Source organism: Kocuria tytonicola (genome assembly GCF_003687175.1).
GTDB lineage: Bacteria > Actinomycetota > Actinomycetes > Actinomycetales > Micrococcaceae > Kocuria > Kocuria tytonicola.
Window position 1 is genome coordinate 231,648 of record NZ_RDEX01000003.1, and the last position, 25,890, is coordinate 257,537.

Annotated in this window: 20 protein-coding genes and 2 tRNA genes; 11 read left to right on the forward strand and 11 right to left on the reverse strand. The window is 71.0% G+C overall.

Going from position 1 to position 25,890, the window contains the following annotated elements:
- Positions 1 to 36: 36 nt before the first annotated feature.
- Both radA and EAE32_RS10830 read right to left on the reverse strand, forming a co-directional pair.
- Complete coding sequence (gene radA / locus EAE32_RS10825) at positions 37 to 1,428, reverse strand: DNA repair protein RadA (protein WP_121865162.1); 1,392 nt, start codon at positions 1,426 to 1,428, stop codon at positions 37 to 39.
- Positions 1,429 to 1,683: 255 nt separating this feature from the next.
- Complete coding sequence (locus tag EAE32_RS10830) at positions 1,684 to 2,841, reverse strand: FUSC family protein (RefSeq protein WP_121865163.1); 1,158 nt, start codon at positions 2,839 to 2,841, stop codon at positions 1,684 to 1,686.
- A 227-nt stretch (positions 2,842 to 3,068) separates the two neighbouring features.
- Between EAE32_RS10830 and pstS the strand changes: the two genes are divergently transcribed.
- From pstS to pstB, 4 genes are all read left to right on the forward strand, one after another.
- Positions 3,069 to 4,175: a phosphate ABC transporter substrate-binding protein PstS gene (gene pstS, locus EAE32_RS10835; RefSeq protein WP_121865164.1), complete on the forward strand. Its 1,107-nt coding sequence runs from the start codon at positions 3,069 to 3,071 to the stop codon at positions 4,173 to 4,175.
- A 147-nt stretch (positions 4,176 to 4,322) separates the two neighbouring features.
- Positions 4,323 to 5,270: a phosphate ABC transporter permease subunit PstC gene (gene pstC, locus EAE32_RS10840; protein WP_121846002.1), complete on the forward strand. Its 948-nt coding sequence runs from the start codon at positions 4,323 to 4,325 to the stop codon at positions 5,268 to 5,270.
- The gene (gene pstA, locus EAE32_RS10845; protein ID WP_121846003.1) at positions 5,270 to 6,388 is read left to right on the forward strand and encodes a phosphate ABC transporter permease PstA; all 1,119 of its coding nucleotides are present in this window, start codon (positions 5,270 to 5,272) and stop codon (positions 6,386 to 6,388) included. The genes pstC and pstA overlap by 1 nt, the downstream gene beginning before the upstream one ends.
- 33 nt (positions 6,389 to 6,421) lie before the next feature.
- Positions 6,422 to 7,201, forward strand: a complete 780-nt coding sequence (pstB, locus tag EAE32_RS10850; RefSeq protein WP_121846004.1) for a phosphate ABC transporter ATP-binding protein PstB — start codon at positions 6,422 to 6,424, stop codon at positions 7,199 to 7,201.
- Between the two features lie 105 nt (positions 7,202 to 7,306).
- On the opposite strand, the gene EAE32_RS10855 is transcribed toward pstB, so the two are convergent.
- From EAE32_RS10855 to glsA, 4 genes are all read right to left on the reverse strand, one after another.
- On the reverse strand, positions 7,307 to 8,338 hold the full coding sequence (locus EAE32_RS10855; protein ID WP_121846005.1) for an inorganic phosphate transporter: 1,032 nt from the start codon (positions 8,336 to 8,338) through the stop codon (positions 7,307 to 7,309).
- Between the two features lie 6 nt (positions 8,339 to 8,344).
- Positions 8,345 to 8,962 (reverse strand): hypothetical protein, encoded by a 618-nt coding sequence (locus EAE32_RS10860; RefSeq protein ID WP_121846006.1) that lies wholly within the window; start codon positions 8,960 to 8,962, stop codon positions 8,345 to 8,347.
- Positions 8,963 to 9,210: 248 nt separating this feature from the next.
- On the reverse strand, positions 9,211 to 9,831 hold the full coding sequence (locus EAE32_RS10865; RefSeq protein ID WP_121865165.1) for a hypothetical protein: 621 nt from the start codon (positions 9,829 to 9,831) through the stop codon (positions 9,211 to 9,213).
- A 219-nt stretch (positions 9,832 to 10,050) separates the two neighbouring features.
- Positions 10,051 to 11,892, reverse strand: coding sequence for a glutaminase A (glsA, locus tag EAE32_RS10870; protein ID WP_121865166.1), 1,842 nt, complete (start codon positions 11,890 to 11,892; stop codon positions 10,051 to 10,053).
- A 194-nt stretch (positions 11,893 to 12,086) separates the two neighbouring features.
- Between glsA and EAE32_RS10875 the strand changes: the two genes are divergently transcribed.
- Positions 12,087 to 12,159: transfer RNA gene (locus tag EAE32_RS10875), tRNA-Lys, on the forward strand.
- 158 nt (positions 12,160 to 12,317) lie between these two features.
- On the opposite strand, the gene EAE32_RS10880 is transcribed toward EAE32_RS10875, so the two are convergent.
- Positions 12,318 to 12,716, reverse strand: a complete 399-nt coding sequence (locus EAE32_RS10880) for an SRPBCC family protein (protein ID WP_121865167.1) — start codon at positions 12,714 to 12,716, stop codon at positions 12,318 to 12,320.
- Positions 12,717 to 13,360: 644 nt separating this feature from the next.
- On the opposite strand from EAE32_RS10880, the gene EAE32_RS10885 reads away from it, so the two are divergent.
- On the forward strand, positions 13,361 to 15,517 hold the full coding sequence (locus EAE32_RS10885) for a RecQ family ATP-dependent DNA helicase (RefSeq protein WP_121865168.1): 2,157 nt from the start codon (positions 13,361 to 13,363) through the stop codon (positions 15,515 to 15,517).
- Positions 15,518 to 15,669: 152 nt separating this feature from the next.
- Positions 15,670 to 16,803: a glycosyltransferase family 2 protein gene (locus EAE32_RS10890; RefSeq protein ID WP_121865216.1), complete on the forward strand. Its 1,134-nt coding sequence runs from the start codon at positions 15,670 to 15,672 to the stop codon at positions 16,801 to 16,803.
- A gap of 33 nt (positions 16,804 to 16,836) precedes the next feature.
- Here the strand turns inward: EAE32_RS10890 and EAE32_RS10895 are convergent, their stop codons facing one another.
- Both EAE32_RS10895 and EAE32_RS10900 read right to left on the reverse strand, forming a co-directional pair.
- Positions 16,837 to 18,339 carry a lipopolysaccharide biosynthesis protein gene (locus EAE32_RS10895; RefSeq protein ID WP_165860507.1) on the reverse strand — a complete coding sequence of 501 codons (1,503 nt, stop codon included), beginning with the start codon at positions 18,337 to 18,339 and terminating at the stop codon, positions 16,837 to 16,839.
- A 28-nt stretch (positions 18,340 to 18,367) separates the two neighbouring features.
- The gene (locus tag EAE32_RS10900) at positions 18,368 to 19,471 is read right to left on the reverse strand and encodes a glycosyltransferase (RefSeq protein ID WP_121865170.1); all 1,104 of its coding nucleotides are present in this window, start codon (positions 19,469 to 19,471) and stop codon (positions 18,368 to 18,370) included.
- 277 nt (positions 19,472 to 19,748) lie between these two features.
- Here EAE32_RS10900 and EAE32_RS10905 point away from each other — a divergent pair.
- From EAE32_RS10905 to EAE32_RS10915, 4 genes are all read left to right on the forward strand, one after another.
- Positions 19,749 to 19,838: transfer RNA gene (locus tag EAE32_RS10905), tRNA-Ser, on the forward strand.
- Between the two features lie 201 nt (positions 19,839 to 20,039).
- On the forward strand, positions 20,040 to 20,981 hold the full coding sequence (locus tag EAE32_RS10910) for a S8 family serine peptidase (protein WP_243635694.1): 942 nt from the start codon (positions 20,040 to 20,042) through the stop codon (positions 20,979 to 20,981).
- A 96-nt stretch (positions 20,982 to 21,077) separates the two neighbouring features.
- Positions 21,078 to 21,389: an LGFP repeat-containing protein gene (locus tag EAE32_RS12070; protein ID WP_243635695.1), complete on the forward strand. Its 312-nt coding sequence runs from the start codon at positions 21,078 to 21,080 to the stop codon at positions 21,387 to 21,389.
- A 90-nt stretch (positions 21,390 to 21,479) separates the two neighbouring features.
- On the forward strand, positions 21,480 to 23,483 hold the full coding sequence (locus EAE32_RS10915) for an FAD/NAD(P)-binding protein (protein WP_121865171.1): 2,004 nt from the start codon (positions 21,480 to 21,482) through the stop codon (positions 23,481 to 23,483).
- A gap of 123 nt (positions 23,484 to 23,606) precedes the next feature.
- Here EAE32_RS10915 and EAE32_RS10920 read toward each other — a convergent pair whose 3' ends face one another.
- Positions 23,607 to 24,542 (reverse strand): sugar-binding transcriptional regulator, encoded by a 936-nt coding sequence (locus tag EAE32_RS10920; protein ID WP_121865172.1) that lies wholly within the window; start codon positions 24,540 to 24,542, stop codon positions 23,607 to 23,609.
- Positions 24,543 to 24,648: 106 nt separating this feature from the next.
- Positions 24,649 to 25,866 carry a NupC/NupG family nucleoside CNT transporter gene (locus EAE32_RS10925; RefSeq protein ID WP_121865173.1) on the reverse strand — a complete coding sequence of 406 codons (1,218 nt, stop codon included), beginning with the start codon at positions 25,864 to 25,866 and terminating at the stop codon, positions 24,649 to 24,651.
- Positions 25,867 to 25,890 lie beyond the last annotated feature (24 nt).

Genomic DNA, 25,890 nt, shown 5'->3' on the forward strand with positions numbered 1-25,890 from the left:
CCGAACGGTCCCGTGCGACGTGCGCCCGCCGCGGGACTAGGCCGGACGGGGTGGGAAGAGCAGCTCCATGGCCTGGCCCACCGTGGTGACCTCCCGCACGGAGAACCCGGTCGGGATCTTTCCGGGACCGCTGGGGGAGGCGGGCACCACGGCGTGGGTGAAGCCGAGCCGGGCCACCTCCTGGATACGGCGGTTGATCTCCGGCACGGGCCGGACCTCCCCGGCCAGCCCGATCTCGCCGAAGCACACGAGGCGCTGCGGCAGCGGGCGGTCCTGGGCCGCCGAGGCCAGGGCCATGCACACCGCGAGGTCCGTGGCGGGTTCCGTGAGCCGCACACCGCCCACGGTGGACACGTAGCAGTCCATGGATGCGAGGGCGACGCCCGCGCGGCGCTGCAGCACCGCGAGGAGCATGGCCACCCTGGAGCTGTCCAGCCCGGAGGTGGCCCGGCGGGGCTGCGCGGTGCTGGACCTGTCCAGCAGCGCCTGCACCTCGGCGAGCAGGGGGCGTCGCCCCTCCACGGTGACGCTCAGGCACGTTCCCGCCACCGGCACGGGCGTGCGCGAGACGAAGAGGCCGGAGGGGTCGGAGACGGAGCGGATGCCGTTCTCCTCGAGGTCGAAGCACCCCACCTCGTCCGTGGGCCCGAAACGGTTCTTCACGGCGCGCAGCAGCCGGATGCGCGAGTGCTTGTCCCCCTCGAACTGGCACACCACGTCCACCAGGTGCTCCAGCAGTCGAGGCCCGGCGATCGAGCCCTCCTTGGTCACGTGGCCCACCAGCAGGGTGGTCATGTTCCGGGTCTTCGCGGCGTGGATGAGGCTCGCGGCCACCTCCCGCACCTGGCTCACACCACCGGCCGAGCCCTCGATCTCGGGGCTGGCCAGCGTTTGCACGGAGTCCACGACCAGCAGCTCCGGGGACAGCGCCTCCACCTGGGCGAGGGCGGCCGAGAGGTCCGACTCCGCTGCGAGGTAGAGGGAGTCCGAGAGCGCGTTGATCCGCTCCGCCCGCAGCTTCACCTGGGCCGCGGACTCCTCACCGGTCACGTACAGCACCGTGCGCGGGGACGCCCCGCCGGCGACCTTCGCGGCGGCGTCCAGCAGCAGCGTGGACTTGCCCACGCCGGGCTCTCCTGCCAGCAGGATCACCGCTCCGGGGACCAGCCCGCCCCCGAGCACACGGTCCAGCTCCTGGACGTGGGTGGGGGTGAACTGCGCCACGGAGGAGTCCACCGCGACAATGGGCTGCGCGGGTGCGGCCACCGTGCTCGCGGCCCGGGTGCGTCCCAGCTCGCGGTCCGAGCCCGTCTCCTGGACGGTGCCCCACGCCTGGCACTCCCCGCAGCGGCCCACCCACTTGGCCGTGGTCCAGCCGCACTCGGAGCAGCGGTAGGTGGTGGACTGCTTGCGGGTCTTGGTGGCCATGGCACCACGGTAGGCACCCGCTCCGACGCGCAGAAGCGGCCGGGAGCGACGTCGTGCGCGGCAGTGGGAGCCGGACCGCGCCGGGCACCGTGTCCCGCGCGGAACCGCGGCCACGGCGCGTCCAGGGCTCGGGCCGGCGCAGGCCAAGCCGCCCTGGGCGGCGCCGTGCGGCCTCGGCGTGTCCAGGGCTCGGGCGTCGGTGCCGCGGGTCGCGGGTGGGGGGCGACGTCGCTCGGCGGCGTCCGAGGCCCGGGCTCAGCGCCGCTCGAGTGCGGGCAGGTGCCTGGCGGCCGCCTCGTGCGAGACCCCGGTGGCCTCGAGCAGGTCCACCACCATGGGCCGCAGCAGCAGCACGAGGGCCTCGCCCTCCATGGTGCGGATGCCCATGGCCCCCGGCTCCAGCCGCGCGGCCACCGAGAACAGCTCGTTGCGGGTCTGGCGCAGGTAGCTCTCCCGGCTCTGGGCGTGGCCCTCACCCAGGGCGTGCCCGAGGCTGAGGACGGCGTCGGAGAGGTCCGCGAGGGCCTCGGAGAGGGAGGTCACGGCGTCGTCGGCCAGGGTGACACGGTTGAGCACGGAGGCCAGGCGGCGCGCGAAGACCCGGGAGTTGCGCACCGCGAGGTCCAGGTACCGGATGCTCTCCGCGAGGTCCTCGATCTCCCTGCGGTGGCGGCGGTACAGCGGGGACGCGTGCACGATCTCCTTGGAGCCGGTGAGACCCGTGCGCACCGAGTCCACGAGCGGCTGGGTCTGGCGCCCTCGCACCAGCGCGTGCCACGCGAGCCGGGAGTCCGTGTCCGCCACGGCCCGCGAGCAGTCCGAGAGCATCCGCGTGAACTCGCTGATCAGCGCGCTGAGGTCCTGACGGGGCTCACGGCGTGGGTCCTGGGGCACCACGTAGGCCAGCAGCAGGGCGCACAGGCACCCCACCACGGCGTCCAGGGAACGCGCGAACACGCCGTCCTGGGACGGGGGGAGCAGGACCACCAGGACGGACTGCAGGCCCATCTGCGTGGTGAAGATGGCGCCGTTGTCCAGGAACCGGGCCAGCAGCAGCGAGACCAGCAGCACCACGGCCGCCTGCCACTCCCCGGGGCCCAGCACGTGGATCAGCAGGTCCCCCATGACGATCCCGAGCGTGCAGCCGATCGAGACCTCCAGGACCCGCCGGTACCGCAGCCCGCCCTTGGCGTAGCCCAGGGAGACGAGGGCGGCGGTGGCCGCGAAGATGGGACCGTGGTGGCCCAGCACCCGCTCGGCGATGATGTAGGCGCCCACGGCGGCCACGGTCATCTGGACGGCCTGGAAGACTCCCGACGTCATGCGCGCCCAGCCGGTGCGGCTGCGGTGCGTGACGTGGGCGGTGGCACGACCGAGGCGGGAGCGGGCTGAAGCTGCTTCCGAGGACGCCATGTCCCCATCCTAGGCGCGCAAGGAGGGCGCCCTTCGCCCGGTGCGTGCGGCGGCCGTTGCCGGGGCCCGGCAGTTGTTAATCGCCCGTTCACCTTGGTGGCCGAATCTGGCAACATCCGGTGCCTACCGTGAGCGCGGGCGCGCCGCGAGTGCGGCGTCGACGAGCGCCGGGCTGCGGCGTCTCCCACCCACCGGATCCGCCGGTACACGCTTTCGAAGGAGAAACAGTGAAGGTTTCGCACGTCGGCCGTTCGGCCGCAGTTCTGGCCATTGGTGCCCTCGCCCTGACCGCTTGCGGTTCCGACAACCCCACGGGCAGCAGCGGTGGGGGCGGCGGCGAGAGCAGCGGTGTGAAGGGCACCCTCACCGGCGTGGGCGCCTCCTCCCAGCAGGCGGCGATGACCGCGTGGCAGAACGGTTTCCAGTCCTCCAACAGCGGCGCCACCATCCAGTACTCCCCGGACGGCTCCGGGGCCGGCCGCAAGGCCTTCCTGGCGGGCGGCGCGAACTTCGCCGGCTCGGACGCCTACCTCTCGGAGAAGGAGCTGCCGGAGGCCAAGAAGCAGTGCGGCGACGCCGGCGCCATGGACCTGCCCGTGTACGTCTCCCCGATCTCCGTGGCCTTCAACCTGCCCGGCGTGGAGTCCCTCAACCTGGACGCGCCCACCATTGCCAAGATCTTCAAGGGCGAGATCAAGAAGTGGAACGCCGAGGAGATCAAGAAGCAGAACCCGGACGCCAAGCTTCCGGACACCGCGGTCACCGTGGTGCACCGCAGCGACGACTCCGGCACCACCGAGAACTTCACGGACTACCTCAGCAAGGCCGCGCCCCAGGACTGGACCGACGAGCCGGACCAGGCCTGGCCGTCGAAGTACGCCGCGGAGAACAACAAGGGCACCTCCGGCGTGGTCAAAACCACGTCCAGCACCGAGGGTGCGGTGACCTACGCCGACTCCTCCGCCGTGGGGAACCTGGGCACCGCGGCCATCAAGGTGGGCGACACGTACGTCAAGCACTCGCCCGAGGCCGCCTCGAAGGCCGTGGAGGTCTCCCAGCAGGTCGAGGGCCGTGGCGAGCACGACATGGCCATCGAGATCGCACGCGACACCAAGGAGGCGGACGCGTACCCGCTCGTGCTGGTGTCCTACCACATCGTGTGCTCCCAGTACGACTCCAAGGAGACCGCGGACCTCGTGAAGGCCTTCGAGTCCTACGTGATCTCCGAGGACGGCCAGAAGGCCGCAGCGGACTCCTCCGGCTCGGCTCCGCTGTCCCCGGCGCTGCGGGACAAGGCCAAGGCGGCCGTGGACACCATCTCCGCGAAGGGCTGATCCACCCCGGTCACCGTGAGTGCGGCGTCGGCGCGTTCTGAGCGCCGACGCCGCGCCCACGTCCGCGGCCGTTCCACCCGCGCCACGTCCTAGGCTGGACGATGGCCCTGCCCAGCGCTCACCCCACCCGTACGAAGGGACTGGTTCATGTCCACCACCGTCAGCACAGAGAAGCCGGGGACCTCGTCCTCGGCGGCCGGCCGTGCCGGTGACTCCGTCTTCTCCGGGCTCAGCCTGGCAGCCGGCATCCTGATCCTCGTGGTCCTCGCCGCCGTGGCGATGTTCCTGTTCCTGCAGGCGGTCCCCACGTTCACCGCCGCCCCCGGGGACGTGACGGGGGGCAAGGGCTTCTTCGCCTACATCTGGCCGCTCGTCGTGGGAACGCTGATCGCGGCTCTGATCGCCCTGCTCATCGCCACTCCGGTGGGGATCCTGGTGGCCCTCTACATCTCCCACTACGCACCGGCCAGGGTGGCCAAGCCCGTGGGGTACGTGATCGACCTGCTCGCGGCCATCCCGTCCGTGATCTACGGCGCGTGGGGTGCCACGGTGCTGGCCCCGGCGCTCGTCCCGCTGTACACCTGGCTCACCGGGTACCTGGGGTTCATCCCGTTCTTCGGCGGCCCCGCGTCCCAGACGGGAAAGACCATGCTCACCGCGGGCGTGGTGCTGGCCATCATGATCCTGCCGATCATCACCTCCATGTCCCGTGAGATCTTCACGCAGACGCCCAAGCTGCACGAGGAGGCCGCCCTGGCGCTCGGCGCCACGCGCTGGGAGATGATCCGGATGTCGGTCCTGCCGTTCGCGCGGCCCGGGATCATCTCCTCGATCATGCTGGCCCTGGGCCGTGCCCTCGGCGAGACGATGGCGGTGGCCCTGGTGCTCTCCACGGGCCCGCTGATCCCCTCGCTCATCAAGTCCGGCAACCAGACCATTGCCGCGGAGATCGCCCTGAACTTCCCCGAGGCCTACGGCCTGCGGATGTCCGAGCTGATCGCCGCCGGCCTCGTGCTGTTCCTCATCACCCTGGTGGTCAACATGATCGCTCGCGCCATCATCGCCCGCTACAAGGAATTCTCGGGAGCCAACTGATGTCCACCTCCACCAACTCCCCCGGCGTCTCGCCCGTCCGCCAGTCCAAGCTCACCCGCGGGCAGCGCCCCAAGTGGCTGATCCCCGTGATCGGCGTGGCCGCGGTCGTGGCGGGGGCCGCGATCGCCTCGCTCATCGGCTTCAGCATCGCCCTCTGGGCGCTGTTCGCCGCGGTGATCTTCCTGGTCGTGGGGCCCCTCGCGGTGACCGCGGTCGAGGGGGGCCGCGCGGGTGCCGACTCCCTGATGACGTTCCTGGTCTACACGGCCTTCATCCTGGCCGTGATCCCCCTGGTCTCCGTGATCTGGACGGTGCTGGTGAACGGGGTCCCGGGCCTGACCGCGGACCTGCTCACCACGTCCATGAACGGTGTGACCGGCTTCCAGGACAACAAGGCCGGTGCTCCCGGCGAGGTGGTGGGCGGCGCCTACCACGCCATCGTGGGCACCGTCTCCATCACGTTCTGGGCCACGCTGATGTCCGTGCCCGTTGGACTGCTCACGGCCGTGTACCTCGTGGAGTACTCCCGCGGGGGCTGGCTGGGCAGGGCCATCACGTTCTTCGTGGACGTCATGACGGGCATCCCCTCCATCGTGGCGGGTCTGTTCGCGGCGGCGCTGTTCGGCATGGTCTTCGGTCCCTCCACCCGCACGGGGTTCGTCGCCGCGGTGGCGCTGACCGTGCTGATGATCCCCACGGTGGTCAAGAACACCGAGGAGATGCTGCGGATCGTGCCCAACGAGCTGCGCGAGGCGTCCTACGCGCTGGGTGTGCGCAAGTGGCGGACCATCCTCAAGGTGGTCATCCCCACTGCCATCTCCGGCATCGCCTCCGGCGTGACCCTCGCGATCGCCCGCGTGATCGGGGAGACCGCGCCGCTGCTGGTCACGGCGGGCTTCGCCACGGCCATCAACTGGAACTCGTTCTCCGGCTGGATGACCACGCTGCCCACGTTCATCTACTACCAGATCATGAACCCCACCTCGCCCACGAACCCGGACCCCTCCCTGCAGCGGGCCTGGGCCGCAGCGCTGATCCTCATCGTGATCGTGATGCTGCTCAACCTCGTGGCGCGCCTGATCGCCCGGGCGTTCGCTCCCAAGACCGCCGGCCGCTGAGCGCCGACCGACCTGACCGAAGGACAAAGAACCATGTCGAAACGCATCGACGTCGAACACCTCAACGTCTACTACGGGGACTTCCTGGCGGTCCAGGACGTCAGCATGAACATCGAGCCCCGCTCCGTGACGGCGTTCATCGGACCCTCGGGCTGCGGCAAGTCCACCTTCCTGCGCACGCTGAACCGCATGCACGAGGTGATCCCGGGGGCGTACGCCGAGGGCAAGGTGCTGCTGGACGGCGACGACCTGTACGGCAAGGGCGTGGACCCGGTGACCGTGCGCTCCATGGTGGGCATGGTGTTCCAGCGCCCCAACCCGTTCCCCACCATGTCCATCCGGGACAACGTGCTCGCCGGGGTGAAGCTCAACAACAAGCGGATCTCCAGCAGCGAGGCGGACGAGCTCGTGGAGAGCTCCTTGCGCGGCGCGAACCTGTGGAACGAGGTCAAGGACCGGCTCAACAAGCCCGGCTCCGGCCTCTCCGGCGGACAGCAGCAACGACTGTGCATTGCCCGCGCCATTGCGGTGAAACCGGAGGTGATCCTCATGGACGAGCCCTGCTCCGCGCTGGACCCCATCTCCACACTCGCGATCGAGGATCTCATCAACGAGATCAAGACCGACTACACCGTGGTGATCGTGACCCACAACATGCAGCAGGCCTCACGCGTCTCGGACAAGACCGCGTTCTTCAACATCGAGGGCACGGGCAAGCCGGGCCGTCTGATCGAGTACGCGCCCACGTCCGAGATCTTCAACACCCCGCAGAAGAAGGAGACCGAGGACTACGTCTCCGGCCGCTTCGGCTGATAAGCCCGCCTCCGGGTCGAGAGCACGCCAGGCGGGCCGCCCGCCACGACGACGCCACTGCGGGGACCTCGCGGTGGCGTCGTCGTGGGCCGGCGAGAACGGAACTCAGGCCGCGGGCGCCGGGACGAGCGGGGAGACGGCCAGGAAGAGGACCGCGGAGACCAGCCCGCAGACGGGCACCGTGACCAGCCACGTGGCGATCACGCGCAGCAGGGTGGCGTGGTAGACGGTGCGGAAGCGCTGGGCGGAACCGGCCCCCAGAATGGCCGCGGTGCTCGTCTGGGAGCTGGACAGCGGGATGGGGGAGAGGAAGCCGCCCACGAACAGCAGGGCGCCGGAGACCGTCTGCGCCACGGCACCGCGCAGCGGGTCCAGGGAGACCACCCGCGAGGACAGCGTGTAGGCGATCCGCCAGCCACCCAGCAGCGTCCCGAACGCAAGGCACAGCCCCACCACCACCGGCAGCCACACGGGGATGCTCTCCCGGGAGAACCCGGCGCCCACCGTGAGCAGCAGGACGAGCATGATCCACAGGGTGCGCCGGGCGTGCTGGATGCCGTGGCCGAAGTGGATCGCGGCGGCCCCGGTGGCCTGCACCACGCCCGCACGGAAGTTCACGCGACCCGGGGTCTCGTGCTGGAGCAGGTGCACCAGGGGAACGACCGCCACGAAGGCCAGGCCGAAGGCGATCACGGGTGCCACGAGCATGGGGACCAGGATGTGCCACGAGAAGTAGGGGCCCAGGGGCAGCTGGTTCTGGTGCAGGTCCACGGCGCGCGCGCCCAGCAGCGCACCGACCGCCGCACCGCCGAAGGCGGCGGTGGAGGAGGACGGCATGCGCCACCACCAGGTGAGCAGGTCCCAGCCGACTGCCGTGACCAGGGCGCACAGCAGCACCACGGTGCCCACGGTGTCGAGTGGCACGGGGATCTCGAAGGTGATCATCCGGTGCAGCACCAGCCCCACCACCAGGGCCCCCGCGAAGTTGAACACCGCACCCAGCCACAGGGCCACCCGGGGTGTGAGGGCGTTGAACCGCACGGGCAGGGCCACCGCGTTGGACGCGTCGTGGAAACCGTTGACCACGGTGAACACCAGGGTCAGGGCAATGCCCACGAAGGCCAGGACGTCGGTCATGACGTGTCAGTACTCCGTCACGAGGATCCGGCCCACCTCGGCGGAGACCTGCCCGAGCGCCGCGGCGGCGTCGAAGAGCTGCTGGGCGGTGTCCATGCGGCGGATGGCCTGGCCGGGCTTGAAGTTCTCCAGCAGCTCAGCCCGGTAGGTGCGCTGGGTGCGCTCGGCCTGGCGGGTCAGGCGCATCATCTCGAACCAGTAGTCGTCCAGCTCGTCGAGCCTCGAGAGACGCCCCATGGCCTTGCTGGTCATGTGAGCCATGTGCTGGATGACCGCGAGCTGCTCGGTGGCGTGGGAGCTGGGGCGCTCCACCCGGTACTGCCGGTGCAGCTCCGCGCACCCCACGAGGCCCTGGACGGCACGCAGCAACCAGTGCCCCAGGATGTAGAGGTCCTGGCGGGGGATGGGGACCACGTAGGAGGAACGGGTGGTGGTCATGAGGGAGAAGTACAGGTTGGTGCACTGGTCCTCGGTGTCCAGCAGCTGTGTGATGGGCTGCTCCCACACCTTCTCCACCGAGCCGATGTGCTCGGAGAGCTGCTCCACGGCGGAGATCACGCACTGGGACATCTGCACCAGCAGATCCGTGACGCGCTCGTCCTCCGGGAAGATGCGAAAGGCCATCCGTGCGTCCTCCGGGTTCACGTGCCGTTCAGGTTCGGCGTCATGCTACCGAACAAAGGTGAACCGGGCGGCCGGAACACGGGGCGGGGGAGGGGACGGTGCCGGACCGGGAGCGCCTCTCGGCGGAAGGCCGCTCGTAGCGGCTAAATGATGGAGCCCGGGGCTGCCACGGCCCGACACCTGCCAGAGATTCTACCGCCGGGCCCCCGGCCGGCTCCAACCCGGATCGCCCCGCGCCTCGGCCGGGATCACTCCAGGTGCCCGCGGCGCCACTGTTCGGCGGCGGCCTCGAGCTCCTCGGCGGTGCGCAGCAGACGCGGAATCCGCTCCCAGGGGTCCCGGGTGCGCAGCCCGGCCACGTCCAGGGTGTGCTCCTGGCCCACGGCGATGACCCGGCAGAACGCCGCGAAACGCTCCAGGGCGACGTCGAACTCACCGTGGAACGCGCCGGAGAGGATGGTGTCCGCGACCTCGCAGATCTCTTCCGCGCCCGGCGGGTCCGCGACCCCGGCCACTACGTGCGAGACCTGGGCGGCGTGGCGGCCGGCCGCGAACCAGCGGCTCATGCGCCAGGGATCGGTGCGGGCGGCCGCGCGCAGGGCGTACAGGCGCCAGAGAGCGCCGGGCAGGGAGAGCGCGGGGGCCTCGGCCCACAGCTCCGCGATCCCCTCGAGCCCCTGCTCGTCCGTGAGCCGCACGAGGCGTTCGCGCACCTCGGGGTCCCGTGAGCGCCGTCCCCGCGAGACCAGGGCCTGGGCCGCCAGGTGGGCGGCCTCGGACACGCGCGCGGGGTCCGTCCCGCCCTCGTGGGCCTCGAACTTCTCGGGGGAGAACTTCACGGGTGAGTGGTGGGTGCGGCGTTCGGGCATGCGCCCGAGTGTACGCCGGGGCCACGGCACCGTTCCGAGGGCGCTGTTCGTCCACAGCGGGGCACGACGGCGCTCGGCGCGGACCGCGCCCAGCGTCCCCCGGCAGTGGGCCGGGGTGCAGCGCGGTGGAGGGCGCGGCCGGACCGACCCCGGACCGGGCTGCCCGGAAGCTCCCGGCGACTGGCGCGTGGGGGAGACCGGGCTGCGTCGTCGTCCCGGTCAGTCCGCCGTGTAGGTCTCCCCGGCCTGCTGCCGCCACCGCTCCTCGATGCGGAGCATCGCCTGCTTGCTCACCGCACGCCACCAGCGCAGGGCCAGGCGGGGATCCTCCTCCTCGATGCTCGCAATGGCCTCCGGGGAGAGCCGGTGCGCGGTCACACGGGTCAGTGCCGTGAAACTCACCTGGTAGCGCAGCTCGGTGCCCAGGGCGATCTCGCCGAAGCTCATGCCGGGGCCGATCACCTCGAGCTCCACGCGGTCCCCCTGCGGGGAGCGGCGGGAGACCTCCACGCTGCCGGAGGTCACCATGTACACGCCGTGGAACTTCTGGCCCGTGCGCAGCAGCGTGCTCCCGGCATCCCACTCCACCGCCTCGGTGTGCTCGCGGATCCGGCGGATGTCCTCCTCGTCCAGCGTGCTCAGCAGCTCCGAACGGGTGGAGTGGACCCGGTCCGGCATGCACCCGGGGTCCCCGAACTGCTCCAGGATCCGGTCCTCGGCCCAGGTGAGCGCCTCGGCACGCGTGGCGAACACGGTCAGGGGGTGCTCCATGCCGCGGGTGTGCTCGTTGGACTTCTCCGCGATGAGCACCATGTGGTGGCCCGTGCTCTCCACCTGTTCCGCGGTGCGGGCGAGCATGGGGATCACGAAGCGGGACATGTCGTCCACCTGGCGGATGTCCACCAGCACGTAGTTGGAGCGACGGGCGGCGTCGCGCACCGTGCGCACCGCGGTCTCGGCGCCCGCGAAGCGCAGGTCCCCCTGCAGCTCGATGATCCGTGCGTCCTCGCCGTGGCGCTCCAGGATCTCCGCGGCCGCCTCGTTGCGGCGCACCAGGGACGGTGCCTCCGCCAGCGTGTACTCGGAGCGCACCGTGGAGTGACCGTTGCGCTCCGTGCGGGCGAAGTGCAGGTCCAGGTCCCGGGTGAGCCGCTCGCACGCCGCCACGCCTCGCACCGAGTTCCCGTGGCGGTCCAGCGGCGGGGAGAACACTGCCACCGCGAGCTGGCCGGGCAGCACGGCCACCACACCGCCGCTCACCCCGGACTTGGCGGGCAGCCCCACGCGCAGGGCCCAGCGTCCGGCGTCGTCGTACATCCCGCACGTGCTCATCACCGAGAGCACGTCCGAAACCACCTCGGGCTCCAGGACGCGCTCGCCGGTCACGGGATTGCGGCCGCCCGCGGCAAGGGTGGCGCCCATGCGGGCGAGGTCCACGCAGTTGAGCATCACGGCGCACTGGCCGAAGTAGTCGTCGAGCGCCCCCGTGGGGTCCCCCTCGATGATCCCGCGGGAGGCCAGCAGCCAGCCCAGCGCGCGGTTGCGGTCCCCGGCACGGCGCTCCTGGGCCTGGACGTTCTTGTTCACCCGCAGCCGGCGCCCGGCGCACTTGGAGTAGAGCCGCAGGATCCGCTCCATGCGGGTGCCGTGGGAGGTGTTGCGCACCAGGGAGGTGGCCGCGATCGCACCGGCGTTGATCATGGGGTTGGAGGGGCGCCCGGTGTCCGGCTGCAGGGAGATCTCGTTGAAGGCGTCCCCGCTGGGCTCCACGTCGATCTTCTCGAACACGCCGTCCAGGCCCCGGTCCGTGAGCGCCTGGGCGTACGTGAACGCCTTCGAGATGGACTGGATGCAGAACTCGTGCCTGGTGTCCCCTGCCTGGTAGAGCGCGCCGTCCACCGTGGCCACGGCGATCCCGACGGTGGCGGGGTCCGCGTTCGCGAGCTCGGGGATCGAGGAGTTCACCGCACCGCCCTCCACGGACCGCAGGTCCGCCACGACGTCGCGCAGGTACTCCGTGACGGGGGAGGGACCCAGCTTGGACAGGGGAACGGTGCTCATGGGGTTTTCCTCGGGGATCGGGCGGGCCCTGCCGGGCGGCGGGCTCTCAGCCGTCCACGGTGCGGGTTTCTCGACCACCAGGGTCCCACACCAGCGCCGCTCGGCCCGCCCCGTGCGGGACCCCTCGCGGGATGGCGATGGTCCCGGCCTGCGGTAGAGTGGCCGTGCTCGTCCGCGGGACTCCGCGAGAGCACGCGCCTTTAGCTCAGTTGGTAGAGCAGTGGACTTTTAATCCATGGGTCGTGGGTTCGAGCCCCACAGGGCGCACTCCCCATCCCGCTCCGGTGCCCGCCGGGGCGGGATGCTTCGTGTCCGGGCGAGGCGGTGTCCCGCTCCGCTGCCTCAGAACCGTTCTCCGAAAAGCTCTCCACCCGGCGCACGTCCTCGTCCCCTGGTGCCGACGACGCCGCCGCGTCCCCGGTGCGTCACCGCCCGCCGGGCACGTGGACCAACCGGGAGAGCGCCCACCCCATGAGCGGGCGGTAGGCCGTGAGCACCAGCGCCGGGCCGTGGATCCGGATGCTCGCGCGGGTGCCGCCGCCCGAGGCGGGAGCGACGTCGTGCTCCAGCAGCAGGCGCACAGGGCCGACCCCCACGCGCCAGGACCACGAGCGTCGTGCGGGGTCCACGGCGAGGATGCGGAAGTGGACCGGCAGCACGCCCGCGGCGGTGACGGTCCCGGTGGCACCGGGGGAGAGCACCGGGGAGTCCGCGTCCACGCGTGTCAGGTGCGGTGCCCACTCCGTCCACAGGGGGAGCCAGAGGTAGTGCCGCCACACGTCGCGCGGGTCGGCGGAGCCCCTGCGGGCCACGGTCATCTCCATGGCGTCAGTGTGCCCGAGGAGCCGCGCTGGAACCAGCCGTCCGGGCGCGCTGCCGGCGCAGGCGGGGCTGTCCCCACTTTGCGCTACGAGCATGGGGGGTCCGAGGTGGAGCGGGCGGCCTGCGTGCTTCGGAAAACCGCTCTGACCTGGGAAAACATGAGAAGAGGTCGGCTTGTCCACATAATGGTGTCGCGGCGGCGGTGCCCGGGGGCGCGGTAGAAATCCCTGCGGCACCGTGCCAGCATGAAGACATCGCAACACGGGGATCGACGGTGCTGCGCGGCCATGACCGGGGGGAACACGGGCCGTGCGCACCGCAGCCGGGGCGAACGCCGCCCACGCTGGGGGGCGTGGTCTGTTCGCACCATCCCGTGAGGCGTTGAGTCGGAGCCCGTGCCGGGGGGCACGAGCTCCGAGCGGATCTGATCCGCGCCGGTTGTCGGCGTGTGCGTCCGCTGTGCCGAGAGGTGTCCTTCGGGGGAAGGGTGCCGGGTGCAGCGGGCGCATCACGTTAACCCACCGGCCGGTGCCCGTGACCGCGTTCCGCCGCCCGCAACCCGCCAGTCGCGATGTCCGTGCGTGGCGCCATCCACAACCACGGCACAGGCCTTCTGCGTGTCCGAGGCCCCTGGGACACTCGGAGCATGACCGAGCCCTCGAACGCCGCCGCCCCCTCCCTGCGATCCCGAGCCCTGGAGCACCTGCGCGCGCTCACGGGCAGTCCCGCCGCGGACTTCCACCCGGGACAGTTCGAGGCCGTCTCCGCGCTCGTGGAGGACCACCGCCGCGCGCTCGTGGTGCAGCGCACCGGCTGGGGCAAGTCCGCGGTGTACTTCCTCTCCGCGCTGCTCATGCGGGCGCAGGGGTACGGTCCCACCCTGATCATCTCGCCGCTGCTGGCGCTGATGCGGGACCAGGTGGCCGCCGCCCAGCGGGCGGGAGTGCGGGCCGCGGCCATCTCTTCCGCGAACCCCACCGAGTGGTCGGAGATCTCCGCCGCCCTGGACCGCGGTGAGCTGGATGTCCTGCTCGTGTCCCCGGAGCGGCTCAACAACCCCCGGTTCCGGGAGGAGCAGCTGCCCCGGCTGATGTCCGAGCTGGGCCTGCTGGTGGTGGACGAGGCCCACTGCATCTCGGACTGGGGCCACGACTTCCGCCCGGACTACCGGCGGATCAAGGACATGCTCGCACAGCTGCCGGACTCCGTGGCGGTGCTGGCCACCACGGCCACCGCGAACGAGCGGGTGATCGAGGACGTCCGGGAGCAGCTGGGAGTGGGGTCGGGCTACTGCGGGGAGGTGTTCACGCTGCGGGGCCCGCTGTCCCGCAACTCCCTGCGGCTCGGTGTCCTCCGGCTGCCGTCCACGTCCGTGCGGCTCGCGTGGCTGCTGGAGCACCTGGAGCAGCTGCCCGGCAGCGGGATCGTCTACGCCCTCACCATCGGCGCGGCGGAGGACACCGCCCAGGCTCTCACGGACGCCGGGCACCGGGTGGCCGCGTACACGGGACGCACGGACGCCGCGGAGCGTGAGGAGCTGGAGGCGGCCCTGAAGGAGAACCAGGTCAAGGCCCTCGTGGCCACCTCGGCGCTGGGCATGGGTTTCGACAAACCGGACCTCGGCTTCGTGGTCCATCTCGGTGCGCCGTCCTCGCCCGTGGCCTACTACCAGCAGGTGGGCCGTGCAGGGCGCGCCACGGACAGCGCGGACGTCCTCCTGCTGCCGGGGCGCGAGGACCGGGAGATCTGGGAGTACTTCGCCACGGCGTCCATGCCCACGCAGGACAAGGCCACCGCAGTGCTCACGGCGCTCGCGGAGCACGGCGGGCCGCTCTCGGTGGCGGCGCTGGAGCCCCGGGTCAACATCAAGCGTTCTCCACTGGAGCTGCTCCTCAAGGTCCTCGCGGTGGACGGTGCCGTGGAACGGGTGGGCGGGGGCTGGCAGTCCACGGGCCGGCCGTGGGAGTACGACGCCGCCCGGTACGAGCGCGTGAGCGCGGCCAGGACCGCGGAGCAGCAGGCCATGCTCGACTACCAGACCACGGACGAGTGCCGCATGCAGTTCCTCACCCGGCTGCTGGACGACGCCACGGCGGAGCCCTGCGGCCGGTGCGACGTGTGCGCGGGGGCCTGGTACCCCACGGACGTCCCCTCGGAGGCCTCCGACGCCGCGGCCGCCGCCCTGCACCGGGCGGGGGTTCCCCTGGAGCCCAGGGCGCAGTGGCCCACCGGGATGGACCGGCTGGGCATCCAGGTCAAGGGCAAGATCCCGGAGACGGAGCGTGCCGAACGGGGGCGTGCCCTGGCCCGTCTCACCGATCTCGGGTGGGGCCAGCGGCTGCGGGAGACGCTGCGCACGGACGAGGGTGGGAACCCCATGGACGCCGAGGTCACCGCAGACCTGGGGCGGGCCTGTCTCACGGTGCTGGCGCAGTGGGACTGGCGTGAGCGGCCCACGGCGGTCGTGGCCATGCCGTCCCTGTCCCGGCCGCGCCTCGTGGGCTCCCTCGCACGCGGCATCGCCTCCGCGGGACACCTCCCGTACTGGGGCGCACTGGAGCTCAACCCGGACGTGCCCCGTGGCTCGCACGGCGGCAACAGCGCGTACCGGCTCGCCGAGGTGTGGGACCGCTTCGTGGTGGGCCCAGACCTCTCCGCGCAGCTCGCGGCAGCCCCGCGCGCGAGCATCCTTCTGGTGGACGACCTCGTCGACAGCCGGTGGAGCCTCACCGTGGCGGCGCGTCAGCTGCGCCGGGCGGGGGCGGAGTCCGTTCTGCCGTTCGTGCTGGCGGCGCAGGGGTAGGGTCCCTGCGTCCTCTGCCCTGGCGTCACTGCCCGGCTGTCGCTGGCGGCAACCGAGACCGCCGACGGGGAACCGCGGATCCGGACCGGACCAGGGGTCCGGTGATCGGGGTTGCTCGGCCCCGTGTCCGCCTGTGTCCTATCGTGGTCATCATGGACTCTCTCGTGCCTTCGCCCCTCGTGGACATCGTTATTCCGGTGCACTCCTCCGCCCGGCCGCTCGAACGCGCCGTGCGTTCTGCGCTGCGTGCGAGCGAGGGAGCCGCCCCCGGGCAGTGTCGCGTCGTCGTCGTGGCGCACCACCTTAGTGAGCAGGAGGTCCTCGCCATGCTGTCCGAACCCCTGCGAGATGCGGTGACGGTCCTCGAGTGCGAGGGCCGCGGAAGCACCGCCGCGGTGCCCCGCAACGAAGCGCTGCGCTGGAGCACCGCCCGCTACGTCAGCTTCCTCGACAGCGATGACACCCTGGATCCGGGGGCGGTCTCACGCTGGCTGGGCATTGCCGAGCGTCGGGGCAGCGACCTCGTGATCCCGTTCCAGCACCACGAGGCCGCCAGGGCGGACATCACCCCCATCACCCGTCCCCTGCGCTCAGCACGATTGGACCCCGTGAAGGACCGCCTGGGGTACCGGAGTTCCGCCTTCGGGCTGGTCCGCTTAGACATAGTGCGCACACTTGGCGCCTCTTTCGATGAGACTGTACGGACGGGTGAGGACCAGGCATTCGTGATGGCCCTATACACCCGTGGCTCCCGCATTGACTACGCTCCCGGCACCCCGGGTTACCTCGTCCATGCGGATGCCGACGTAAGGGTGTCGCAGCAGCCTCTTCCGCTGCGCGAGGAGGTCGCAGCAGCCCTGGACCTTGGGGACTACCCCTGGTTCCCTCGAACGCCGACGGAACTCCGGGCGTCGCACGTCCTGAAGTATCTTCGTGTGAACTTCTTCCCCGCTGTGCAGGGGCTGGTCGAACGAGGGGAGTGGAGTGCCGCCCACGCGAGCACAGCGTGGGCCGTGGCCCTCGAACTGCTCCACTTCGCGCCAAACGTCGAGGACCGGTTGGCCCGGGCGGACCGCCGCGTCCTGGCCCTGCTGCAGGATTCGGCCCCGGAGGAGGACCTGCGCGCCGCACTCACCGCTCGACGCCGCTTCGCGAGCCCGGGCGCGCTGCTCACCACGAGGGCGCGATGGTTCCTGGACCGGCAGAGCCCGTTGCGCGTCGCCGTCGCAAGTGCGGTGCAGCTGGTGCGCTACCGGATGGGGAATCGGTCAGCGCGCGGGGAGTGAACGCCGTCCCCTCTGCTTCGGATGGGCCAGAGTTCACGAGCGTCGCAGGCGGTGCCCCAGCGCGGTGACGTGAGGTACGAGATCTCGCCACGAGATGAGGCACCATGCCGCCAGGAAGGCCGCGGTAGCAAGGATCGTCGTCGTGATCCCGGGGTCGGCCGCGACCCACCACAGCCCCCCCAGGACCAGGGCGTACCCCGCCGAGATCCGGAGGATTAGCCCACCCCAGGACATGCGGTCGTGGACCCACACGATGACCAGTGGTCCCAAGGAGCTGACGAGGCACCCCACGAGATAGCCGAGTGCGGCGGACATGATTCCCAGCCGGGGCCCCCAGCACACGATCGTGGTGACGCCCAGGAGCAAACCCACGGCGTTGCAGGCGGCCAGAGCACGAACCCCCCAGCTCTCGCCCCCGTTGAGCCGGGAGTTGGACGCGTTGAAGCTGGTGGCCGAGACCGCGAAGAACAGGACTACCAGCAGCGGGGCAGCCTGGGTGAACTCGTCAGCCCTGGCGTTGTAGAGCAGGTGGATGATGGGCTCTGCCCACAGGACTCCCACTCCGAAAACGGGCAGGAACACGAGCACCATGACACGAAGGATCGCGTCCAGCTGGCGGCGCATGCCCTGGTGGTCACCCGCGGTGAACATGCGGGCCACAGCGGGGGCGAGCGCCACGAGCATGGAGGAGGACAGCATGCTCGCCGGAGTCGCGATGCTGACGGCCGCGGAGTACTGCCCCACGGCGGCGGGGGTGTCGTAGTGCTTGCCAATGATCATGGACAGCTGCAGCAGGCCGGACGCGGCCAGAATGTTGACGGCGGCCCATCCGGTGAACACGTTGATTTTGCGTCGTAGGGTCTTGGGCAGCGGCCCACCGGCGCCACGGGGCCAGCCTGGGATTGCGTAGAGCAGGTAGCCCAGGCTCAGGGGGACCAGCAGCAGCGGGGTGAGGCCCCCCAGCAGCACCACGAGCAGCAGGGTGAGCGTCACACCGGAACTGATGCAGTCCCACGCTGCGGTGGTCACGAACTGGTTGTTGCCCGTGCGCACGCCGCGCACGAAGTTGTACGCGGAGAGGGCGATCACCAGCAGACCGCACGAGAGGGCGTAGCTCAAGGGCAGGTGCAGTGACCGGGTGGCGACCACCACGGCCACCACGGAGAGGAGCACGGTGGCCAGCGCCGCCGAGCGGGCGGTGTACACCGCCACGGAGAGCTGCTCCTCGTGGTGCTGCTGCCCGCGCGCCATGGCGATGAACTTGGCCGCCGCGTTTCCGGAGGCCTGGGGCCACAGGAGCACCAGGAAGAGAGCCAAGGAGATTGCCAGGTTGACCTGTCCCAGGACCTCCCTGCCCAGGATGTTCCCGATCAGCAGGCTGTACCCGAATCGGGAGAGCCCCTGTACGAACACCGCCATCACGGTCAGCGCGAACGAGGACCCGATGGGGTTGTCCTTGTTTTCATGGTTGGGCGGGGGAAAGAGGATTCCCCGCCATCTGTGCGCTGGGGAACCGGGTGCGGGGGAAGACGTCACGCGTTGGAGTGTAGCGAGTGGCGCGTGGTCAGCGAGCCCTGTGCCCGATGGTCCGGTAGAGCCGAGAGAACTGGGTGCCGATCTCGGAGCGCGAGAAGCGGGCGCGCACGGTGTCCGCAATCGCAGCGGGATCGGCAGTGTGGAAACGATCCCGGGCGAGCTGCACGGCGTCCGCGAGGTCACCGACCTCCCAGCTGTTCGTGAGCACGGAGTTGGCGTCCGTGCAGTAGTCGTCGAAGCCGCCGCTGAGGGGCACGGCCGCAGGACGTCCTGCCGCGATGGCTTCGGCCACGGCGGTGAAGAAGTTCTCCTGGGCGCTGGGCAGGAAGAAGATGTGCGCCGCCGAGAGCCGGCTCGCGACCTCGGCGGGTGGGATCGGGCCCGTGAGTTCCACTCTCTCCGCGATGCCGAGCGCGCGGGCAGTTTTGTGCAGCGTCTCCACGAGGGGGCCCCTGCCAATGAGGGTGTAGTGCACGTCCTCGCCGCGCCGCACGAGCTCGGCCACGGTCTCCAGCGCCAGCACGGGTTGCTTGCGGTCGATCAGTGCTCCCACGCCCACGAGCCGCAGGGGTGGTGTGCTCGGGAACGGAGCCGGGGGGCGCGAGTTCTCCACCACGCAGGGGATCACGTGGGTGGCCCCCGGTCGGGAGAACCGGGCCATCTCACGGCACAGCTCGTCCGTCACACCAGTCACGGCGTGGGGCAGCCGCAGTGCGTGCCGCAGCCAGGAGAGCCGTTGCCACAGCGGTCCTACGCTGGCCGGATTGACCACCCCGTTCCAGTGTTCCGTGTGTACCCAGGGCCTGCGGCGCACCAGCCACGGTGCCGCGGCGAAGAGCACAGCGGAGAACGCCATGGTGTGCAGCACGTCCGTTCCACGTAGCCCGGCCAGGATCGTCCGTGCCACCTCCGCATAGCTCCGCGGGTCCGTCACGGCCAGGTGCACGCGGGTCACGGGCACTCCCTGGTACACGTCCTGGATGGTGGGTCCGCCGGAGCGTCCGATGACCACGTGCACCACGGTGACGTCGTGGCCCGCCTCCTGCAGGGACCAGCAGTGCTCCAGCACGAACGGGGTCCTGCTGGGGGTCTGCACATCGGGGAACCAGGCGGTGACGACGAGGGATCGCACGAGAGATCAGCCTTCCGGTCGGGGAACAGGGGTAAAGTGCTGCGGCTTCATGAGTACCACGTCCCGGTGCGGGGATGCTGGTTCCTCCCGTCCGTTTCCGTTGCCGGGGCCCCAGAGCGGCACCCGATTCCTGGCGCCCGTGCCAGACACCCGGTCTCCGCCACATGCCTCCTGCGGGCCCGTACCGCTTTGACCGGCCAGCGACCCGGCCGATAGGCTGTCATCTGTTGTTTAGGTCGACCTCCAGCCCTCGGGGTGTGGGTCGACCTGGCGACACGGAGACGTGCCAGAGCGGCCGAATGGACTTCACTGCTAATGAAGGGCTCGGTTTAACCCCGGGCCGGGGGTTCAAATCCCCCCGTCTCCGCTCCAGATCGACCTGCGACGCCGCCCGGACACCCGGGCGGCGTCGTTCGTCTTCCACGGCCCCCCGCGTCACAACCCGTCGTTGACGATCGCCCCCGTTCTGCGTCGACGTGGCTGGATACGCTCCGGAGCAGCACAAAGCCCACCCGCAGCCGAATCCGGTGCGCGGCCCCCAGTGCCGTGCCGGAACGGGAGAGTCCTCATGCGCGCGGTGCGGACACGGATCACCGCGGGACTCTCACTGGCGATGATCGCGGCGGCGGGGTCGTCGGCAGCCGTACCCCTGGGCGCGGCGTCGTCGTCGGAGCAAGCGGCGCAGGCGCGGCCCGACACGGACGGAGGGGTGGAGTCCCTGGGTCGCGGCGCCGGCCAGGGCAGGGTGCTGCCGGAGACGGACCGGATCCTGGTGTCGTTCAAGGACCGGGTGCCCACCGCCACGAAGGACACGGTGCTGCAGGGCGCTGAGAGGAACACGGAACTCGCGGACCCGGACATCGTGCGGACCACGGGAACCGGAGAGAGCGTCGTGAAGTCGGCGGAGATGCTCACCCCTGCCGAGCAGCGGGAGACGGTGGCCGCCCTCGAAGCGGATCCCACCGTGGCGTCGGCGGAGCCGAACCAGATCGCGGTGGGCGCGCTCGCCGCCACGCCCGCCCGGAACCCGAACGACACGAACTGGAACTACCAGTGGGGCCCGCGGGACATCGCCGTGCCGGGGGTCTGGAGCCAGGCCACGGGGCAGGGGATCGTGATCGGCGTCGCGGACACCGGCGAAATCAGCCACCCGGACCTGAACGGCAAGTTGGTGCCGGGCTACGACTTCCTCTCGGACACCTACCACTCGCGGGACGGTGACGGCCGCGATCCCCACCCGCAGGACCAGGGGGACTGGAGCCCGGGCAGGCCGTCCCGGTGGCACGGCTCGCACGTGGCGGGCATTGCCGCCGCGCACACCAACAACCGCCAGGGCATTGCGGGCATGGCTCCGGACGCCAGGATCCAGCACGCCCGCGTGCTCGGTGCGGACGGGCGCGGCTACGTCTCGGACATCGCGGACGGCGTCATGTGGTCCGCCGGGCTGCCCGTGCCCGGAGTGCCTGCGAACATGAACCCGGCCAAGGTGGTCAACCTGTCCGAGGCGTGAGATGCCGGTTCCTGCCCGCAGCGGAGCCCACCGCGTGGAGTCGTGGCGGGGCATCGGCGCACGGCACGGCGGGCTGGTGGCGCTGCGGGGCCGGGTGTGCCGCTGACCGACGAGCGCAGCACATCCACCGGGGGCACCTTCCAGAGCTTCGTGAACCTGCGCACGGGGCGCACCACCAAGATCCTGTGGAGTGGCAGCACAGGGGCGCACCCCGTGGTCGAGTCGTCCGGGATCGGGGTGCAGTGGGCGCGTCGGGGCTACGAGTCCACCACGGGGTACCTCACCTCCGCAGAGGTGACCACGCCCACCGGCGCGTACCAGCGCTTCCGCAACGTTCGCACAGGAGTGCTGACGCAGTACACCTTGTCCCGTAGCACGGGCGCGGTCACGGTGGCCACGGTGCGCTGAGCCCGCGACCGCCCACGCCGCCCGCCGGTGGTCGGCCAGCCGCCACCCGCGCGGGACGGCAGCTCACGCACCCTCGATATCCTGTCGGGTATGGGTATTCAGCAGCGCGTGGTGGTGGTGGGGGCCGGTCCCCGTGGTCTCTCGGTGGTCGAACGGCTCGTGGCACGGTCGGCGCACTCGGGTGCCGCCGTGCACATCGACCTGGTGGACCCGTTCCCCCCGGGACCGGGCCACGTGTGGCGCACGGACCAGTCGGACGTGTTCCTCATGAACACCCCCTCCCTGTTCCCCACGGTGCTCGCCGCGCCGGACGTGCTGGACGTGCCCTCCGTGGCCCCGCTGCGGGGGATGAGCTTCGAGCGGTGGCGCCGCGGCGTCGTCGCCGGGGAGGTCGAGCCGGTGACTTCCCTGGGAGCGGAGCAGCTGCGTGCGCTCGCGGAGCTGACCCCGCAGGGCTACCCGCCGCGCGCCGTGTACGGGCGGTACCTGGAGTGGGTGTTCACCACGCTGCGGCAGAACCTCCCGGCCACGGTGCGCCTGGACGTGCACCGCGGCGAGGCCGTGGACGCGTGGGTGCGCACCGACGGCCGGCACCGCTACGGCGTGGAGCTCGCGGGCGGCGCGGTGTTGCCCGCGGATGCCGTGGTGCTCGCGCTCGGCCACCTGGACGCGCACCTGCGCCCGTCACAGAAGGACCTCGTGGACGGCGCGGCCGAGCACGGGCTGACCTACTGGCCGCCCACAGTGCCGGCGGACGCGTTCTGGTCCGAGCTGCCCAGCGGGGAGACCGTACTGGTGCGCGGGATGGGCCTGAACTTCTGCGACGCGCTCGCCCGCCTCACCGAGGGCAGGGGAGGCACGTTCACCCAGGACCCGGAGCAGCCGGACCGGCTCGTCTACCACCCCTCGGGCCGGGAGCCGAAGGTCGTGGCGGGCTCCCGCCGCGGCACGCCCTACCGCGCGAAGCCCGTCCTGGAGGGCTACTACGCCGCGTCCCTGCGGACCCGCTTCTTCACGCTCGACGCCGTCCGGGCGCTCGCCGGGACCGGGCCGGGGTCGCTGTCCTTCGAGCGTCAGCTGTGGCCGCTGATCCGCAAGGACACCATCTGGAACTACTACACGGTGCTGGCCCGTACCGCACCGGACGCCTTCCTGGGAGACCCGCAGGAGTTCCTGCGCCGCCTGGACGAGGTCCTGCTGGACTCGGCCGACCCCAACTGGGCGCACCGCAGCGACGCCCTGATCTCGGACGTCGTGGTGCCCGGCCGCCAGCTGCAGCAGGCCCGGCTGGCCCGGCCGTTCGAGGACGTCAGCTTCGCGAGCCACGACGAGTACGCGGCCGCGGTGGTCCACTACCTGGACCGTGACGTGCGCGGCTCCCTGCGGGGCGAGGACGACCCCGTGAAGATGGCCATCGCCTCCCTCAACGCGGCCCGCACCGTGCTCAAGTGCGTGCTCGCGGAGATCGGCATCACCGACTCGTCCTGGGTCCACGAGCTGCGGCGCCAGTTCGAGCCGCTCGTGGAGGGTCTCGCCTCCGGGCCGCCCGTGCTGCGCATCCAGCAGCTCGCCGCCCTCACGCGCGCCGGGATCGTGCGATTCCTGGGACCCGAGCCGCGCTTCGCGGTGGACCGCTCCCAGGGCTGCTTCGTCGCCGCGTCCCCGTGGGTCGAGGCCGCACCCGTGCGCTCCCGCTGGCTCATCGAGGCCATGTCCCCCACGAACGACGTCCACCGCAACATCTCCCCCCTGCTCACGAACATGCACGAGCGCGGGCTGGTGCGCGCCAAGCTCATGGAGACCCGCGACGGCGCCGCCCCCGAGACGAGCACGGGCCTGGACGTCTCCCCGGAGCGCGCTCGCGGCACGCAGGACGACGACGCCGCCCCGCGCGCCTTCGTCTACCGCGCCGTGGGCGCCAAGGACCGGGTGGAGCACGGCATCTACGTGATCGGACTGCAGCTGTCCTCGGTGCAGTGGGGTGTCTCGATCGCCGCGGAGGCCGGGGCCCCCGCCCACCTCGGGGCCCGGACGCTGGCGGACGCGGACCAGATCGCCCAGGACGTCCTCGCAGGATCGGCGCCGCGGGACTGACCGGCGCGGCGTGCGCCGGAGAGTGCGCGCAGGGGAGCTGACGGGGCCGGGCCCACCCGGGTGACCCGGCGGCGTCGTGATCCCGGGCACGGCGTGGCGACGCCGCGGCGTCGGGCGGGTGCCTCAGCCCAGGACGGCCCGTGCGGTGCGCTCGTCCGTGACCAGGTGGGAGACGTAGCCGGCCTGCAGGGCGGCGCGCAGCACCGGGACCTTGGCGGTTCCCCCGGCCACACAGATCCGGATCTCCTTCTGCCGGAGGTCGTCGAGGGGGAGGGCCACGGTGCGCTCGTCGAGGCTGGGCACGGCGGGGCGCCCGGAGGCGTCGATGAACCGTGAGCAGAGGTCTCCCACCGCGAGCTGCGCCACCCTGCGGCGCTCCTCACGGCTGAGGTAGTCGCGCAGCAGCAGGGGAGCGTCCTCGGACACCGGGCCCACGGTGAACAGTGCGGTGCGCGCGCTGCGGCCCAGGTCCAGCACGTACTTGATGTGCCGGTCCTGCTCCACGAGCCGCTTCACGCCGGGGCTGTCGAAGAGCACCGGCAGCGGCAGGGTGTGGGGGTAGGCGTCGAACGCGGAGCACAGCAGCCGCACCGTCTCGTGGTGGCCCGCCAGCGAGGCGTCCAGGCTGCTGCCGCCCTTGAGCTGGACCATGTGCACGCCCGTGCGCGGCTGCGGGGTCAGCGCGTTCGCCACGGCCCGCATGGTGCGCCCCCACGTGATGCCCACGAGGTCCCCATCCGCCACGTTCTCCTCGAGCACCTGGGCACCCATGCCGCCGAGTTCGTGGAGCAGCTCGTCCGCCGTGTCCGCGGCGGCGACCACCCGCGCCTGGGTGAGTCCGTAGCGCGCGCACAGCTCCCGTCCCACGTCCGAGGACACGGCGCGCGGGTCCCGGATCTCGATGCTCACGAAGCCGCGGTCCTTGGCGTGCTGGATCAGCTTGGACACCGTGGGGCGGGACAGGCAGAGCTGCCGTGCCACGTCCGCCTGGGAGAGTCCGCGCTGGAAGTACAGCCGCGCCACCTCCAGGGACTGCCTGTCCCGGGAACTCAGCTCCACGGCACACCGGTGCGCGCGGTGGCGCGGTGTGGCGCACGTCCGGGCGCCGCGCCGCTCGGGACGACGCCGCCGGGCGCCGTGGTGCGCGCGGGGCGGACCGCGCGCGTCACAGCCCCATGATCACGCCGACGAGCGCGGCGTTGAGCATGTTGGTGAGGAAGCCGCCGAAGAGGGCGAACATGCCCATCTTGGCGACGTCCCCGCGCCGGTCCGGGGCGAGCCCTCCGATGGACCCGATCTGGATGGCGATCGAGGAGAGGTTGGCGAAGCCCGCCAGGGCAAAGGTGGTGATCAGCACGGACTGGGGATCCATGCCGGGAATGGCGGGACCGAAGGACGTGTAGCCCACGAACTCGTTGAGGATGGTCTTCTGGCCGATGAAGTTGCCCACCTGCGCGGCGTCCTGCCACGGCACGCCGATGGCCCAGGCGAGCGGCGCGAAGATGATGCCGAACAGCCCCTCTAGGGACCAGCCCTCGAACCCGAACAGGGAGCCGAACCAGCCCAGCACGGACGAGCCCAGGGCGATCAGCGCGATGAACGCGATGAGCAGGCAGCCCACGATCACGGCGATCCGCCCGCCGTTCAGTGCGCCGGTTCCAATGGCGTCGATCAGGTTCTTCGACTCGGTGTCACGCACCTTCAGCACGTTCACCGAGGCCTCGGACTTCTCGGTCTCGGGCATGAGGGCCTTGGCCACGAGCAGCGAGCCGGGGGCGTTCATCACCGAGGCCGCGAGCAGGTACGGCAGCGGCGCACCCAGCAGGGAGTAGCCCACCAGGGTGGATCCGGCAGCCGCGGCGAAGCCGCCGGTCATGCACGCGAACAGCTCGGAGCGCGTGAGCCTGCTGATGTAGGGCTTGATCATCAGGGGCGCCTCGCTCTGGCCCAGGAAGATCACCGTGGAGGCGAACACGGACTCGATCTTGGAGGTGCCCATGATCTTGTTGAGCACGGTGCCCAGCACGTGCACGAACACCTGGATGACCCGCAGGTAGTAGAGGGCGCTGATGAGCGCGCCCAGGAAGATGATGACGGGCAGCACGTTGAGGGCGAAGACGAAGCCGTTCTTCTCGTCCATGAGCCCGCCGAAGACGAACTTGGTGCCCTCGTTGGTGAAGCCGATCAGTCCCTGCACCAGGTCCGAGAACCACTTCAGGGCCTCGAATCCGGGACCCCACTTGAGGATCAGCAGGGCCACCCCGATCTGCAGGGCCAGGCCCACGGCAAGGGTGCGCCACTTGATGGCGCCGCGGTGGCGGGAGAGAAGGACGATGGTGCCCAGGATGAGGATGATCCCCACCAGGCCCTGGTAACGGTCCACGGTGACCCCAGCTTTCGTTTCCGG